This window comes from Trinickia sp. (assembly GCF_051953955.1).
In the GTDB taxonomy this organism is placed as follows: domain Bacteria; phylum Pseudomonadota; class Gammaproteobacteria; order Burkholderiales; family Burkholderiaceae; genus Trinickia.
In genome coordinates, this window is record NZ_JBQCIF010000015.1 from 57,492 (window position 1) to 72,800 (window position 15,309).

General features: G+C 64.9%; 14 protein-coding genes. 2 read left to right on the top strand and 12 right to left on the bottom strand.

Translation table 11 applies throughout. The features are described 5' to 3' along the window. Positions 1-15 precede the first annotated feature (15 nt). From astD to ACTHNZ_RS02560, 8 genes are all read right to left on the bottom strand, one after another. Positions 16-1,479 carry a succinylglutamate-semialdehyde dehydrogenase gene (astD, locus tag ACTHNZ_RS02525; protein ID WP_440540913.1) on the bottom strand — a complete coding sequence of 488 codons (1,464 nt, stop codon included), beginning with the start codon at positions 1,477-1,479 and terminating at the stop codon, positions 16-18. 13 nt (positions 1,480-1,492) lie between these two features. Then, positions 1,493-2,533 carry an arginine N-succinyltransferase gene (gene astA, locus ACTHNZ_RS02530; RefSeq protein WP_440540914.1) on the bottom strand — a complete coding sequence of 347 codons (1,041 nt, stop codon included), beginning with the start codon at positions 2,531-2,533 and terminating at the stop codon, positions 1,493-1,495. Continuing rightward, entirely contained in the window at positions 2,530-3,690 is a 1,161-nt protein-coding gene (gene aruF / locus ACTHNZ_RS02535) for an arginine/ornithine succinyltransferase subunit alpha (RefSeq protein ID WP_440540915.1), read from the bottom strand. Before aruF ends, astA begins: the two co-directional genes overlap by 4 nt. A 24-nt stretch (positions 3,691-3,714) precedes the next feature. Continuing rightward, positions 3,715-4,950 (bottom strand): aspartate aminotransferase family protein, encoded by a 1,236-nt coding sequence (locus tag ACTHNZ_RS02540; RefSeq protein ID WP_440540916.1) that lies wholly within the window; start codon positions 4,948-4,950, stop codon positions 3,715-3,717. Between the two features lie 186 nt (positions 4,951-5,136). Next, positions 5,137-6,195, bottom strand: a complete 1,059-nt coding sequence (locus ACTHNZ_RS02545) for a GlxA family transcriptional regulator (protein ID WP_440540917.1) — start codon at positions 6,193-6,195, stop codon at positions 5,137-5,139. Between the two features lie 85 nt (positions 6,196-6,280). Next, on the bottom strand, positions 6,281-7,078 hold the full coding sequence (locus ACTHNZ_RS02550) for an ABC transporter ATP-binding protein (protein WP_440540918.1): 798 nt from the start codon (positions 7,076-7,078) through the stop codon (positions 6,281-6,283). 64 nt (positions 7,079-7,142) lie between these two features. Next, positions 7,143-7,856: an ABC transporter permease gene (locus tag ACTHNZ_RS02555; protein ID WP_440540919.1), complete on the bottom strand. Its 714-nt coding sequence runs from the start codon at positions 7,854-7,856 to the stop codon at positions 7,143-7,145. 14 nt (positions 7,857-7,870) lie between these two features. After that, positions 7,871-8,560: an ABC transporter permease gene (locus tag ACTHNZ_RS02560; RefSeq protein WP_440541017.1), complete on the bottom strand. Its 690-nt coding sequence runs from the start codon at positions 8,558-8,560 to the stop codon at positions 7,871-7,873. 24 nt (positions 8,561-8,584) lie between these two features. Between ACTHNZ_RS02560 and ACTHNZ_RS02565 the strand changes: the two genes are divergently transcribed. Next, positions 8,585-8,788 carry a hypothetical protein gene (locus tag ACTHNZ_RS02565; protein ID WP_440540920.1) on the top strand — a complete coding sequence of 68 codons (204 nt, stop codon included), beginning with the start codon at positions 8,585-8,587 and terminating at the stop codon, positions 8,786-8,788. Between the two features lie 607 nt (positions 8,789-9,395). After that, positions 9,396-9,995: a hypothetical protein gene (locus ACTHNZ_RS02570; protein ID WP_440540921.1), complete on the top strand. Its 600-nt coding sequence runs from the start codon at positions 9,396-9,398 to the stop codon at positions 9,993-9,995. An 81-nt stretch (positions 9,996-10,076) separates the two neighbouring features. Here the strand turns inward: ACTHNZ_RS02570 and ACTHNZ_RS02575 are convergent, their stop codons facing one another. The 4 genes from ACTHNZ_RS02575 to hpnI all read right to left on the bottom strand — a co-directional run bounded on the left by ACTHNZ_RS02575 (position 10,077) and on the right by hpnI (position 14,784). Then, on the bottom strand, positions 10,077-11,156 hold the full coding sequence (locus ACTHNZ_RS02575; protein ID WP_440540922.1) for a lysylphosphatidylglycerol synthase domain-containing protein: 1,080 nt from the start codon (positions 11,154-11,156) through the stop codon (positions 10,077-10,079). Next, positions 11,153-12,052, bottom strand: coding sequence for a hopanoid biosynthesis-associated protein HpnK (hpnK, locus tag ACTHNZ_RS02580; RefSeq protein WP_440540923.1), 900 nt, complete (start codon positions 12,050-12,052; stop codon positions 11,153-11,155). Before hpnK ends, ACTHNZ_RS02575 begins: the two co-directional genes overlap by 4 nt. A 4-nt stretch (positions 12,053-12,056) precedes the next feature. Beyond that, positions 12,057-13,478: a hopanoid biosynthesis associated radical SAM protein HpnJ gene (gene hpnJ / locus ACTHNZ_RS02585; RefSeq protein ID WP_440540924.1), complete on the bottom strand. Its 1,422-nt coding sequence runs from the start codon at positions 13,476-13,478 to the stop codon at positions 12,057-12,059. 106 nt (positions 13,479-13,584) lie between these two features. Continuing rightward, positions 13,585-14,784, bottom strand: coding sequence for a bacteriohopanetetrol glucosamine biosynthesis glycosyltransferase HpnI (hpnI, locus tag ACTHNZ_RS02590; protein WP_440540925.1), 1,200 nt, complete (start codon positions 14,782-14,784; stop codon positions 13,585-13,587). Between the last annotated feature and the right edge of the window lie 525 nt (positions 14,785-15,309).

The following is a 15,309-nucleotide window of genomic DNA, read 5'->3' on the forward strand; positions in this document are numbered from 1 at the left end:
ATCCTTGCTAGATCCTTAGAATTGAAGGCCCGGCGAAATGCTCCCGGGCATCGTGAGTTGAGCGCTTTCGACGGAGGCCATCGGATAGGCGCAATAGTCGGCTGCGTAGTAGGCGCTCGCGCGATGATTGCCCGAGCGGCCCGTGCCGCCGAACGGCGCCGCCGACGAGGCCCCGTTCGTCGGCCGATTCCAGTTGACGATACCCGCGCGAATCGTGCGATGAAATTGCGTCCACAACGCTTCGTCGTCCGCGAGCAACCCGGCCGACAAGCCATACACGGTATCGTTGGCGCGTGCGATCGCTTCGTCGAAATCGGCGTAGCGCACGATCTGCGCGAGCGGGCCGAAGTGCTCTTCGTCGGGCAACTCGCGCACGCCGGTGACGTCGAGGATCGCGGGGTTCACGAAACCGAGGCGCTCGTCCCGCTGCTCCATTGCGAGAAGCGGCCGTGCGCCGGCCCCAACGAGCTGCGCCTGCGCGGCCACGAGCTTCGCTGCCGCGCGCGCCGAAACGACGGCGCCCATGAAAGGCTGCGGCTCGGCGTCGTAGAGCCCGTAGGCGATGCGCGACGTGACCTCGGTGAGGCGCGCAAGGAAGCGATCGCCGAACGAGCCGCGCGGCACGAAGATACGGCGCGCGCACGTGCAGCGCTGGCCCGCCGAAAGATAGGCCGATTGGATCGTATGGTGAACCGCAGCATCGAGATCGTCGACGTCGGCCACGATCAGCGGATTGTTGCCTCCCATTTCGAGCGCGAGGATGATCTCGGGCCGGCCGCCGAACTGCTTGTGCAGCAACGTGCCCGTATCGGAGCTACCCGTGAAGAAAAGCCCGTCGATGCCCCGATGATTCGCGAGCGCGACACCCGTATCCCGCTCGCCCTGCACAAGGTTGAGGACACCGGCCGGCAGCCCGGCCTCGCGCCACACTTCAACGGTCGCGCTCGCCACGCCGGGGGCCAGCTCCGACGGCTTGAACACCACCGCGTTGCCGGCGATCAACGCCGGGACGATATGTCCGTTCGGCAAATGACCGGGAAAGTTGTACGGGCCGAACACGGCCACGACCCCGTGCGGACGATGGCGCAGGACCGCGGTGCCGTCCGCCATCGGCACGCGCTTCTCGCCTGTGCGCTCGTGATAGGCCGTGACCGAAATGCCGACCTTGGCCGCCATCGCCGCCACTTCCGTACGTGCCTCCCAAAGCGGCTTGCCCGTTTCGCGCCCGATCGCATGAGCGATCTGCTCGCGGCGCTCGGTCAACCGCGCAGCGAACCGCTGCACGATCTCGATGCGCGCCTCGAGCGCCAACGCCGACCATGCGCCGAATGCACGGCGCGCGCTCGCTACGGCATGATCGACATCGGCGCTCGACGCGCTCTTGCCTTCCCAAACCACCGCACCCGTCCCCGGGTTGCGCGATACGAACGCGGGGCCGCCAGCCTCACGCCACTGTCCGTCGATGAAAAGTTCGCTCATATCCACTTGTCCTTCAACTCTTTTTGCTCAGCCCGAATACGCGGACGACATCGCCTTCACGCACTTCGAGTGCGGCAGCGTCGTCGAGCGACAGGCGCATGGCGCCGTCCGCGACTACCCCTGGCGCGATCCCCACGCGAAAGCCCTCCATCGACGTGTTCGACACGAGCGAGCGCGCACCGCCGCCCTCGCCGGCATCGCTCGCCTGGACCTCACCGATGACGACCGGCACGACCATGCTTTCGCGCACGGTGCGCAAGTCGTTGATGTGGCATTCGAGGACGGGGCCCGCATCGAAGATGTCGACGTGGTTCTGGTACCGCAGGCCCTCGGCTTCGAGCATCTTGCGCGCCGGCGCGGTGTCGCGATGCGTGATCCCGATCACCGCTTGCGCTTCGCTCGGCAGCAGGTCGGCGTACACCGGATAGCGCGGCATCAACTCGGCGAGGAACGACTTGCGCCCGTGCGCACTGAGATAGTCGGCTGCGTTGAAGTCGATCTGATAGAAGTGGCTGCCGACCGCGCGCCAGAACGGCGACGTGCCGTCGGCATCGAAGTGGCCGCGCAGCTCGGCGCACAGGCGCTCGGGGAAACACTCGCGGAACTGCGCCACGAACATGAAGCGCGAGCGCGACAGCAGGCCACCCACGCCGTGGGCCCGATAACGCGGCGATAGGAACAGCGAGCAGACCTCCGCATACCCCGTGAGATCGTGCGAAATGTTCAGCAACGACATCTTGGTCCAGACACCGAGCTCCTGGCTCGCGTGCACGACCGTGCTCACGCGGTAGTTGTAGAACGGCTGCTCGAGCCCGACTTGCACCTCGATGCCGCACACGCCCGCGACGTCGCCCGTAGCGGTGTCCTCCATCACGAAGAAGTAGCCTGCCTCATGGGCCGGCGCGCGCCCTTGCATCGTTCGCTGCGCGCGCTCGATCCGGGCCGCCAGCGCGTCGCGGTCGGGCTTGAACGTCGTGAGCCCCGGGCCCGTTTCCTGGGCGAGCGACACCAGCGCGTCGAGGTCGTCTGTCTTGACGGCACGAACGACGATCATCGCCGATCTCCCGGTTGTGTCGATGGTTGATTCGAAAAGGATCCGGCGGACGCATCGCGGGCATGCACGTAGGCATCGCCGTCATACGGCGCTTCCGCGCCGGCCTGCTGCGACGCCGAAGCGCCGCGGTGCAGCGGCACGCAGCGCACCGTATCGCCGTGCACGACGTCGAGCGCCGCGCGTATGCCGCCGGAGAGTGGCGCATCGCTCGCGCGATCGGGCGGCAGCTCGGCAAGGACGCAGCGGAAATCGCCGTCGCGGTGGCTCGAGACGAGATACGCACGCGAATCCGCGGCAGCCTGAGCGCCGGCCTCGCGCACCGTGCGCACCTCGTTGAACGTGACGCAGGCGCTGCGATCGACCTGCGCCGTCAGTACGGGGCCCGCATCGAAGATGTCGACGAAGCGATCGGGCTCGAAACCCTCTTCGAGGTGAATGTCGTATGAAAGCAGCGCTTTCGCGTTCGGCTCGCCGATCACGCGCTGCGCCGCTTCGGGCAACAGCGGCACGTACAGCGGATAGGTCGGCATGACCTCGGCGATGAACGTGCGGCTGCGCCCGCCCGAGGCAATCTCGATCTGCGCGAAATCACGGCCGAAGAACTTACGCCCCACGGCCTCCCAGAACGGTGAGGTGCCCGCTTCGTCCGTCACGCCGAGCAGCAGCGAGAACACTTCCGGCGTGAAGCGGCGACGGTTCGCCGCGATGTACATCATCCGCGCCCGCGCGAGCAGATGGGCCGCCGCATCGCCCGCGCCGGTCGACGACCGATCGAGGTAAAAACCCGCGAGACGGCTCATGCCCGTGAGCTCGTGCGACATCGTCAGCGCGTGGATCTTGCGATTGACGTGCAGTTCGCGCGAGGCGTGAATCAGTGCATCGTTGCGAAACACGTAGAACGGCTCGGCGTAGCCCGCGGCGGCCACGATGCTGGCCGTGCCGAGCAGCTTGCCGGTCGCACCGTCCTCGAGCACGAAGAGATAGACCTCCTCGCCAGGAAAATCGACATCGGCGCGAAACGAGTCTTCCGACAGCGCGATGCGCGCTTCGAGCTCGTGCCGATCGTGCGGCAGCGAGTGCAGCACGGGGCGCGCCGCCAGCGCCATCTGGGCGAGCGCATCGAGATCGGACAGCCTGCCTGGGCGAACGAAGAGCATCGTAGGTCCTTGAACGATGAAGGCTTAGCGCGCTTGCGCGTCGGCCGTGGCGCCGACGACTTCGCCGATCGCCTTCGCAAGCCGTGCGAAGCCTTCGTCGAGGTCGGCGTCCGGAATCACGAGCGAAGGCGCGAAGCGCAAGACGTTGGGCCCTGCAATCAACAGCATCACGCCGTGCGCGGCCGCGGCATTCACGAAATCCTTGGCTCGGCCCTCGTACGCGGCCGTCAACTCGGCGCCGATCAACAGCCCCTTGCCGCGAACCTCCTTGAACAAGTTGAAGCGCTCATTGAGCGCGGCAAGCTTGGCGCGGATCCGCGTGCCGCGTTGCTTGACGCCCTCGAGCAGCGCCGGATCGCTGACGAGCTCGACGACTTTGTCGGCAACGGCCGCGCCCAGCGGGTTGCCGCCGTAGGTGGTGCCGTGCACGCCGACCTTGAAGTGCGCGGCGATATCGCTCGTCGTCAACATCGCGCCGATCGGAAAGCCGTTGCCGAGCGCCTTGGCCGTCGTCAGAATGTCGGGCGTCACGCCCGTCTCCATATAGGCGTAGAACGAACCGGTGCGGCCGACGCCCGTTTGGACTTCATCAAAAATCAACAGGGCGCCGTGGGCATCGCAGGCCTCGCGCAGCGCGCGCAGAAACGCCGGATCGCCCGGAATCACGCCGCCTTCTCCCTGCATCGGCTCGACGATGACGGCACAGGTTTTCGGGCCGATCGCGGCGCGTGCCGCCTCGATGTCGTTGTAGGGCAGATGCACGATGCCCGCCGGCACCGGGCCGAAGCCTTCCGCGTACTTCGGCTGGCCGCCCACGCTGACCGTGAAGAACGTGCGGCCGTGGAACGACTGCTTGAACGAGACGATTTCGATCTTCTCGGGACCATGGCGCTCGATCGCCACGCGGCGCGCGAGCTTGAGCGCCGCTTCGTTCGCTTCGGCGCCCGAATTGGCGAAGAACGCGCGATCGGCGAACGTCAGCGATTCGAGCCGCTTGGCCAGGCGCAGTACGGGCTCGTTCGTGTAGGCATTGCTGACGTGCCAAAGCGTCTCGCCCTGCTCGCGCAACACGCGCACGAGCGCCGGGTGGGCATGACCCAAGCCCGTCACGGCGATGCCGCCCGTGAAATCGACGTAGTCGCGGCCCTGCGTATCCCAGACGCGCGAGCCTTCGCCGCGAACGGGCACGAAAGACGCCGGCGAAAATACCGGCACCATGACTTCGTCGAAAGTCTGGCGGTTCACAGCGAAATCGTTCATGGCGGGTCCTCTTCGGGTGTGTGGGTGCCCTCGGACCCGCCGCTTCGCGCCAGGTCCCCTTGCAAGGGCAATAAGCGTTAGTTTAGAAAACGTTTCGGCACGGCGTCTTGCTTGGGCGCGACGCGATCTATCGCGTTCGCCAGCCACGTTCGGCCCCTGCGCCCGTTCAGCCCAGTGCAGCCCAGTTCAGCTTCGATCTGCGTCGCTCGGCGGCTCGATCAGCGCCCCCGCACGCGGCTCGCCCGCATAAGCCACGCCTGCTCCGTGCTGCTTGGCGATCCAATTGCGCCGTTCCTCGCGCGGGGTCACGCCGAAGCGCTCGCGGTAGGCGTTCGAAAAATGAGCAGCCGACGAAAACCCGCAGGCGAGGCTGACTTGCACGATCGATTTGCTCGTGCGCTGCAATTGCATGCGCGCTTTGGCAAGCCTCAAGCCCAGGTAATACTTCGACGGCATGGACCCTAAATACTGACGAAACAGCCGCTCGAGTTGCCGCCGCGAGACGCCGACGAGGCCCGCGATGTCGTCGGTCGTCAATGGGTCTTCGATATTCGCCTCCATCAACTGCAGCGCATCGTTCAAGCGCGGATGCCGCTCGCCCGGAGCGGTGACGTAAGGAATGCGCTGGCGTTCCTCGCCCGAGCGCAGCACGCCCACGCCGAACGCGTCCGCGATGCGCTCGGCAAGCTCGGGGCCATGCTCGCGCGCGATCATGGCCAGCATGAAATCGACGCTCGCCATGCCGCCCGCGCAAGTGGCGCGGTCGCGATCGATCTCGAAGATCTGCTGCGTGACGATCGAGCGCTCGAATTGCTCGGTGAACTGCTGATACGTCTCCCAATTGACGCTCACGCGATAACCCGAGAGCTGCCCCGCCATCGCGAGCCACCAAACGCCGTGGTGAATCCCGGTGACGAGCGGCGTGCGCTGCCCCACGCGCGCCAGCGACGCGAGGAACATCCGATAATCGGCGAACTGCTGAAACCGTTCCGCGACGACGATGAGCCAATCACACGACACCCCATCGCCGAACGCTTCGTCGGCCGGCAACGCGGCACCGCCCGAAAGCGGAACGGCACGCCCGTCCCAGGACAGGATTTGCCAGCGGTAGAGCGCACGAGCGTCGATATCGTTGGCCAGGCGCAGCGCATCGACGATCGGGGCGATGCCCGACATCGAAACGGGCGGCAATGCGACGATCGCCACTTGCGTCGTTCGGCCCGGGCCGGCTTGCACGCGCGCCATCGCTCAGCCCCCGTGCGCGACGCAGCGCTCGCGCGATGCGCCGATCCGATTGAGTGTGTCAGCCCTGCCTCGCATGCTGCTACCGTTACTTCAGGCTGCCTGAGAGAAACTGCTTCAAGCGTTCGCTCCGGGGCTGGGTCAGCACGACGGCCGGATCGCCCTCTTCCTCGGTGCGGCCCTGATGTAGGAACATCACATGGTTCGACACGTTGCGCGCGAAGCCCATCTCGTGCGTCACGACGATCATCGTGCGTCCTTCCTCGGCGAGTTTCTGCATGACCTTCAGCACTTCGCCCACGAGTTCGGGATCGAGCGCCGACGTGGGCTCGTCGAACAGCATGACGTCCGGGTTCATCGCCAGCGCACGCGCAATGGCCACGCGTTGCTGCTGCCCGCCCGACAGATGCGACGGATACTGTTTTTCGAGGCGCGGTGCTAGGCCGACCTTCTCCAAATACATGCGCGCGCGCTCCTCGGCCTCGCGCTTCGAGAGCCCGAGCACGTGCACAGGCGCTTCGACCACGTTCTCGAGCACGTTCATGTGCGCCCAGAGATTGAAGTGCTGGAACACCATCGACAACTTCGTGCGGATACGCTGCAACTGCTTGTGATCGGCCACTTCGAGATTGCCCGCACGGTCGGTTTTCGTGCGTACCGTTTCGCCGTCGACGACGATGCTGCCCGCGTTCGGCCGCTCGAGAAAGTTGATGCAGCGTAAAAACGTGCTCTTGCCCGAGCCGCTGGCGCCGATGATGCTGATGACGTCGCCGGCTTTCGCCGTCAGCGTCACGCCTTTGAGCACCTCGTTGTCGCCGTAGCGCTTGTGGATGTCGAGCGCCGCGAGCTTGGCGGCGGCGGATTGAGAAGTCGCTTGGAGCACCATGCTCTCCCGTATAAATCGATGGCGTTTGAATCGTGCCGGCTTCGATGCCGCTTGCAGTGCCGCTCTAATGCCGAGCGACGGCCAGGTACGCGAGCCAGTGCCGCTCTGCCCGCCGGAACGCCGCGACGAGTGCGAACGATACCGCAAGATAAATGAGCGCGGCGATCCCGAAGGCTTGGAACGACATGTAGGTGGCCGAATTGGCATCGCGCGCCACCTTCAGGATGTCGGGCACCGTCGCCGTGAAGGCCACCGTCGTCGCATGCAGCATCAAGATGACCTCGTTACTGTACAACGGCAATGCGCGGCGCAGTGCCGAAGGCAAGATGATGCGGCGATACATGGTCCATTTGCCCATGCCGTAGGCCCGTGCCGCCTCCACTTCGCCGTGCGAGATCGAACGGATCGCGCCGGCGAAAATTTCGGTCGTATAGGCCGCGGTATTGAGCCCGAACGCCAGAATCGCGCAATGCAGGCCGCTGCGGAAAAATTCGTTGAGCACGGCATGCGCGCGGACGAACGCTAGGCTGTAGACACCGCTGTAAATCAGCAGCAACTGCACGTAAAGCGGTGTGCCGCGAAAGACATACGTATAGCAGCGCACGGGCGTCGACAGCCAGCGGTTCTTGGACACGCGGGCCACGGCCAATGGCACGGCCATGCAAAAGCCGATGAGAAGAGAGGCGACGAGCAGCCACAGCGTCACGGCGAGGCCCGACGGCCCCTGCCCGTCGTAGTAGAGGAACGCGCGGCCGTATTGCGAAAGAATTTCGATCATGAGCGGGGCTCTCCTCAAAGTTCGGCGTGACGCACGCCGATCGAGTAGCGCTTGTCGAGCCACAGCAGCACGACGTTCGACACCGTGGTGATAGCTAGATAAATCAGCGCCGCGACGAGGATGAAGAAAAACATGTTGAACGTGCTCTTGCCGGCGTCCTGCGCGGCCTTGACGACATCGGCCAAGCCGATGATCGACACGAGCGCCGTCGCCTTCACGAGCACCTGCCAGTTGTTGCCGATGCCGGGCAGCGCGAAGCGCATCATCTGCGGAAACAAGATGCGGGCAAACACGCGCATGCCGCTCATCCCATATGCGCTGCCGGCCTCCAATTGGCCGCGCGGGACGGCGAGAAACGCGCCCCGAAACGTCTCCGTGAAATACGCCCCATAGATGAAACCGAGCGTGACGACACCAGCCGCGAACGGATCGATGTCGATCTGGTCGATCCCGAGCGCATCGGTCATCTGGTTGACGGCGATCTGGATGCTGTAGAACAGCAGCAGCATCAGCACGAGATCGGGCACCGAACGGATCAGCGTCGTGTAGAGCGTGGCGGTGCCCGAGACGACGCGATTGCGCGAGAGCTTGGCCACCGCGCCCACCAGCCCGAGCAGCACCGATACGGCAAGCGAGAGCACCGACAATTCGATCGTCTTGATCGTGCCGGCGAGGAGGATCGGGCCGAAGCCGTAAAGAAACACGGGCGTCTCCTTCTTCAATTGTGATTGCCTAGCATCGGCAGCGGGCGGATAGTCGCAAGCGAAATTCTTTTCTTCAAACACCGGAAGTTCGATTGCTGCAATGCAGCATTCAACACGGATGCGCCTGAACGGGCGCTTGATGCGCCGCTGGGCGAGATCCGGTGCGCATGGCACGGCGAGCGCGGCGAAGCGATTGCGCAAGTTTCGCGTCGCTTTTTCGATATTTGAATGCGCGGCGTTGCGGGCTTCGTCCGTCGCGCGAACTCGAGAACCGGTTACCCCGGCGCCTGGCGGGAAAGATCGGCGCCCCAAAAACAGAACCGGCCGTCACGCGCAGTGAACGGCCGGCAATCATCATGGCGCGCGACGCAAAAGTGGTCGGCAAAAGACCGGGCACCGGCGGAACGACGTCGTCCCTTGCGCTGCGTCTTTGGCTCGCGTCCGCCCGCCCGTGCGATGCACGTGACGTTCGTTCGCCCCCCGTAGCCGGCGCTGCGCTGCGTCGTCCTGCCTTCAATCGGTGTCGATGTAATTCGATATGACGTGTCCGGTGCCTGTAATGTAGGACGAGACTTCGCTCGAGCGCAAAGCGTGTTTACCTTCATAGGGAAGCTCACGACACCCGTTTCTCGAACAACGTGCGATGCCGAACGGACATCGAAACGGCATACTCGTGCGGCACACCCATCGGTCTTTCAGCACGTTCAATAAAAAACCAGACCGAATGACCTACCGCTTCGCCGCGCGAAATGCGACGCTTCCGCTTCCGTCGCCCTCATCGTCGCATCAATTAACGCGACGCAGAACGCAAACGCTATCTGGGAGAGAACGAATCGTGAAATTCCGCCTATCACTCAAAACGAATTGCGCGCCGGCAATTATCGCCCTCGCGCTTGCCTGCCTAGCTGCGACGCATGCCGCTGCGAGCTTGCCCGCCGCCGGAAGCCCGGTAGCCCGGCGCGCTTTCCACGCGGACGAAGCTGAAACGCTTTCACCGTCCGCACAATCGACCGGCCATCTGATCAAACTCGACAACACCGAAGGAATGGAAACACTGACATTGAGCGAGCATCTTCGTGAGCGCCAATGCGTGGCCGCCGTGACACCCGATTTTGTCGTTCTACCCCCTGGTGAAACCGCAAACGTGAGATTGGCCTTTGGAGATAACCTTCGTTCGGGATGCCAGGACGAACCCAAACACGTCGTATGGAATATCACTTCGACTCGAGCAGCGGGTCGCACACTGAGTTATATGATGCTGTACAGCTTGGATCCCCAAATGGAAATGCATGGACGTACGAGAATTGCACTGAACACTCGATTCGCCAGGCCAGGAACGCCGTATGCCGCCATCTGCGGGGCTCATGCCTGTCTGGACGAGTGGGTCCCGGCCGATGAAAGCGACAGCACGATTTTCTTTTACCCGAGGAATTGAGCGCACGTGGGAGCGCACATGGCGGTCACCCCTAGCCGAAGCGCGGGTACCCGTCATGGGCACTCGCGAGCGATGTGGGGTTCAATCGACGAAATCGGGATTACGCGCTTTGCCGTTCTCGGGCGCCCCCACGCCGGCTCTGCGTTCGCCGGCTGGCGGCCGGGCAAGTGCAGAAGCAGAAGCAGCCGCGGCCGGCAAACGGCGACGGGCACGCGCGAGCTCCGCGAGTTGCCAAGAACCGAGGGCGATGCAGCCAAAAATAACCTCGCGCATCCGTTTCACGAGCGCAAGGGAGAGCCCCACCTCGCGGTCGATGCCGAACATCTGGGCGAGCAGCACCACCGCCACCTCCTGCACGCCGAGGCCTGCGGGCACCATGAATGCGGCATGCCGAACGGCCTGCGTCAGCGCTTCGATAGCAATCGCGCCGCCCGCCGACACCGGGTGCCCCAGCAGCGCCAACGCCCAGTAGGTTTCCAACGCGCCGATGAGATAGCCGGCGAATTGCCAGACGAATGCACTGACGAGCACGCCGGTGCGCGTCATCAACGCATCGATCTGGGCATCGAGCCGCGCGCCGTCGATGCCTTGCAAGAACCGATGCTCGCCGCCGAGCGCACGCGCGGCGAATCGTTCGATCGCGTGAAACACGCCGCCGCGGCGCAACAGCAGCGCCGCCACAATGGGCAACGGCAGCGACAGCACGAGCGCGAGCCCGACCGTCTTCGCGTGCCCTCCTCCGGTCGCCGCCAGAATCAGGACAACGCCGAGCGCCGAGAAAGCATACTGCACGGCAATCGTGATGAGCACTTCGACGATCACCGATGCGCTCACGACACTCGCATCGCGCACGCGCCACCGCGCGAGCCGAATGCCGACGATCTCGCCGCCCACCGCAAGCACGGGCAGCAACCGGCTCACGGCCTCGCGCACCGTGGCGATCCACCAGAGAAACGCGAGCGGCGCGCGGCCGCGCAGCAAAATGCGCCAGCCGTAGGCGTCGAACAGCAGCGGTATCGCATGAAACGGCACGAGCCAGAGCAGCGCGAACCCGGCCTGGCCGATGACGTGGACGACGTCGGCCGCACCGTTGCGCACGACGAGCGCGATGATGAGCGCAATACCGATGGGCCAGCCGGCCCATTTCAGCCATTTCGTCATAGCGGCGCGCCTCCTCGTGTGGCGTCATGGCGATGACTCGCATCGCCCGTGCCTCGCGCATCGAAGCCGCCGCCGAACACATCGGCGAATCCGCCGCACACGAGCCCCGCCTTCGCGATCGCCTCGGCCACGCGCGGCGAAAGCAGCGCATGGAGTTCGTCGACGTGGCGATAGGCGTGCATCGAATCGGTAATGGGGCCGTCTCCCGCTTCCGCCGGGTGACTGTAAATTTCGCCGATGCCCTCGGCCGGCATCCGCGCCAATGCGTCGAGCATCGCGGCTTCGTCCATCCCGCCCGTGTGCTCGATGCCCACGACGTAGTCGTTGTAAGCGATGCCGGCGCGCGTGAGCCGCGCGCGCATGAGGCCGATCCACGGTTTCAGCCACCACGGCGCGTTGGCCTCGAACGGCAGCCGCACGGCACGCAGGCCGAACTCCCGCCCGATCGAAAGCACGAGCGAGAGAACCGTCGGATGCAAATGGAAGTGCTTGTGAGCGTTGACGTGATCGAGCGGCAAACCCGTTCGGGCGAATGCTTCGAATTGGGCGCGTATCTCGCGCGCGAGCGCGCGGCGCACGCCCGGCAGAAAAAAGAAACGAAAGCCGTCGCGCACCATCGCATCGCCGAACCGCCCATCGGGCCCGACGAGCGCGCGAATCCGATCGGCCGGCAGCATGGCCGGCCCATCGGCGAGGACGAGGTGCAGCCCGACCCGCAGGCTCGGCAATGCACGGGCACGCGCCACCGCGTCTTGCACCGCCGGTGCGGCCACCATGAGGCTCGCGGCCTTCAGCACGCCCTCGCGATGCGCACGCTCGATACCGGCGTTCACGCGCGGATGCAGCCCGAAATCGTCCGCCGTGACGATCAGGGCGCGACGGCCCGAGCGTGTCACGGTCTTACGCCTCGTGCGCCCGCAGGAAGCGGAAGAACTCGACGCCTTCGCGCAGACGGCGCTTCATCATGTCCCAGCTCGTCAGCATCTCGCGCACGATCTCCCAGATCTTCGACGGGCGGAAGTAGAACTGCTTATAGAACTGCTCGAGATGGTGATAGATCTCGTCGCGCGACAGATGCGCATAGCCGATCGCCGCGAGCTGCACGCCTTCCTTGCTCACGAGGTTGATCGTCTTGTTCTCTTCCATCCAGCCGTTCTCCACGGCTTGCTTGTAGAGCGTCGTGCCCGGATAAGGCGCGGCGAGCGAAACCTGGATCGTGTGCGGGTTGATTTCCTTCGCGTACTCGATCGTCTTTTTGATCGTCTCTTTCGTTTCGCCCGGCAGGCCGAGGATGAACGTGCCGTGGATCTTGATGCCGAGCTTCTTGCAGTCCGCGCTGAAGCGGCGCGCGAAATCGGTGCGCACGCCCTTCTTGATGTTCACGAGGATCTGGTCGTCGCCCGATTCGAAGCCGACGAGCAAAAGACGCAGGCCGTTTTCCTTCATGACCTTGAGCGTCTTGTACGGCACGTTCGCCTTCGCATTGCACGACCACGTCATGCCGAGCTTGCCGAGACCGATCGCGATCGCTTCGGCACGCGGCAAGTCGTCGGTGAACGTGTCGTCATCGAACATGAGTTCCTTGACTTCCGGCATGTTGTCGCGGATCCACTTCGCCTCTTCGAGCACGTTCTCGACCGAGCGCGTCCGGTAGCGGTGGCCGCTGACCGTCTGCGGCCACAGGCAGAACGTGCAGCGCGACTTGCAGCCGCGGCCCGTGTAGATCGACACGTACGGGTAGTTCAGGTAGCCGATGAAATAGTTGTCGATCTTCAGATCGCGCTTGTAGATCGGCGCGACGAACGGCAACTCGTCCATGTTCTCGAGGATAGGACGCGCTTCGTTGTGCTCGATCGAGCCGTCCTTCGCACGCCACGAGAGGCCCTTGATCTCGGCGAACGGCTTGCCTTCGGCGAGTTCCTTGCAGGTGAAGTCGAACTCCTCGCGGCAAACGAAATCGATCGCTTCGGTGGCCGTGAGCGAGTTGTGCGGATCGACCATCACCTTCGCGCCCACCATGCCGACGAGCACGGACGGCTTGCGCTTCTTGAGGTCCTCCGCAAAGAGCGCATCGGTCGGGAACGACGGCGTGCTCGTATGGATGATGACGAGATCGTAGCCGTCGCAGATTTTCAACGTTTCTTCGACGGACAAGCCATCGGCCGGCGCATCGAGCACGCGGCTGCCAGGCACGAGCGCCGCGGGCTGCGCGAGCCAAGTCGGATACCAGAACGAGCGGATTTCGCGCTTGGCCTGATAGCGCGACCCGGCTCCGCCATCGAAACCGTCATACGACGGGGCCTGCAAGAATAGCGTTTTCATGGATGATGCTCCGGCACCCCTTTGGGGCAATGCTGATGTTAGTAAGACGACGGCCGCGTCATGCGGCCACCGGCGAAAGACGAATATGATTCACGGTACGGTACGGTCAGGACCCGTCCGACCCCTCGGCCACCCGCGCAACCACGGGCATGCGCGCTCCGCGCCAAACCACGTGCGAGCCGAATGCGGCGACGAACCACTGCGCGGCGAGTAGCGCGTCGCGCAGCGGCACGAGCGGCAGATCGCGCCAGAATTCGCCGCGCTCGCGCGCCGCGCGGGCATGCAAGCCGATGCGCGCGGCGGCGCCGAGCGCCGACGAGACGACGAGCACGGCCTCGCGCAGACCGGTTCCGCCGTGAGCAGCGAGCAACGCGCCGGCCAGCAGCCACGGCGAGGTGAACGTGATGAACAGGAACGCGAAGCCGAGCGGGTTGATCGAGCGAATCGTGCGCAGCCAGCGCGTCTCGCGCTGCCAAAGCGTATTGAAATCGGGCTCGATGACGTCGGTGTCGACGACGATTTCCGACAGCACCGTCGCCATGCCGCGCTGGCGCGTGTACTCGGCGAGCCAGTAATCGTCTGCCAGACAGTCCTTCAGCGCGTCGAATCCGCCGATATCGGCCAGCACGCTCGAGCGCAGCGCGAGCGTCGCGCCGAATCCGAAGCTGCGCGAGCCGCCGGCGTGCGCAATGCGCACCGACGGCGCGAACCATTCGTTGATGAACTGCGCACCCACGCGTGTCCAGAATCCGCCGACGCTCTTCGCGTGATAAAGGCACGTGACGATACCCACCTGCGGATCGGCGAGCGGCGCCGTCACGGCTTCGAGGTAATCGGGCGCGACGGCGATGTCGCTATCGGCCAGCACGATCAGCGGATGCTTTGCGCGCGCCGCCAGATTCATCAGATTGCTGACCTTGAGGTTGTGTCCGTGCACGCGAGAATCGATCACGAGCGAAATGTCGCGCTCGGGGAACGCCGCCTGCAGCCGGCGCACGACGGCAATCGCGGGATCGGCCGACGACGACACGCCGAACAGCAACTGATAGCACGGATGCGTCTGCTCGCAGAACGTCGAAAGGTTTTCGTAAAGACGCGGCTCCGCCCCGCACAGCGGCTTGAGCACGCTCACGGGTTCCCTCGGCAGGCGCATCCCGCTCCCACGCGCGCCCTGCCGCGGCGAACGCTGCATGAGCGCGCGCGCCGACGGCAACGCCAGCGCGGCCACGACGACATAGGCCGTCGCCACGCAGCATAGCGCCACGAGCACCCAATCCCATGCGGAGGTCGGCGAGAACGGAGTCATCGCACGCCCCCTTCGCGGGCCACGCGCACCGGTGCGCCGGCCGCCGCGCGCGCGCGGCGCCGGGACGAACGGTTCGATGAGACGCTTGCTGGCACGTTGGCAACTCCTTCGTTCTTCTCGACGTGCGGTGCGAAGCTTCGCCGGGCTCGCGCGCCGGCCGCTTTCGCGTCGCGTGGATGTTCGCGCGCCGTGCGTGAGGACAATGAGCGGGAGCGCGCGGAAACGGTGGCGCGCACAAGGCACAGGGCCGGCTCGAGGACCGCGCGACGCGCGCGCTCTAATTGTCAAACGCTGGCAAAGCGAACATGAAGCGCGCCGAACCCCGGCTCGGGCGTCAAACCGACCGCTCGACCGGCTGCCGGCGCGCTTTGTAATCTTTGGAAACGGGCAATTGTATCAGTGCGTGCGGCAACACGCTGAACGCCGGCGCTATGCGGCGCTATTTCGTCGGATGAGCGCAACGCCGAACCGCCGCCCGCGGTTTTCCATGCATTTCCCGGGCCGTTTCGGAATCATGCGGGTATG

What these genes read in the sequence shown, in the direction of transcription:
- hpnI (WP_440540925.1), bottom strand. Translation starts at nt 14,784, where the DNA reads ATGACTCCGTTCTCGCCGACCTCCGCATGGGATTGGGTGCTCGTGGCG.
- ACTHNZ_RS02540 (WP_440540916.1), bottom strand. Translation starts at nt 4,950, where the DNA reads ATGAACGATTTCGCTGTGAACCGCCAGACTTTCGACGAAGTCATGGTG.
- aruF (WP_440540915.1), bottom strand. Translation starts at nt 3,690, where the DNA reads ATGCTCTTCGTTCGCCCAGGCAGGCTGTCCGATCTCGATGCGCTCGCC.
- ACTHNZ_RS02545 (WP_440540917.1), bottom strand. Translation starts at nt 6,195, where the DNA reads ATGGCGCGCGTGCAAGCCGGCCCGGGCCGAACGACGCAAGTGGCGATC.
- ACTHNZ_RS02555 (WP_440540919.1), bottom strand. Translation starts at nt 7,856, where the DNA reads ATGATCGAAATTCTTTCGCAATACGGCCGCGCGTTCCTCTACTACGAC.
- ACTHNZ_RS02575 (WP_440540922.1), bottom strand. Translation starts at nt 11,156, where the DNA reads ATGACGAAATGGCTGAAATGGGCCGGCTGGCCCATCGGTATTGCGCTC.
- ACTHNZ_RS02550 (WP_440540918.1), bottom strand. Translation starts at nt 7,078, where the DNA reads ATGGTGCTCCAAGCGACTTCTCAATCCGCCGCCGCCAAGCTCGCGGCG.
- hpnJ (WP_440540924.1), bottom strand. Translation starts at nt 13,478, where the DNA reads ATGAAAACGCTATTCTTGCAGGCCCCGTCGTATGACGGTTTCGATGGC.
- astD (WP_440540913.1), bottom strand. Translation starts at nt 1,479, where the DNA reads ATGAGCGAACTTTTCATCGACGGACAGTGGCGTGAGGCTGGCGGCCCC.
- astA (WP_440540914.1), bottom strand. Translation starts at nt 2,533, where the DNA reads ATGATCGTCGTTCGTGCCGTCAAGACAGACGACCTCGACGCGCTGGTG.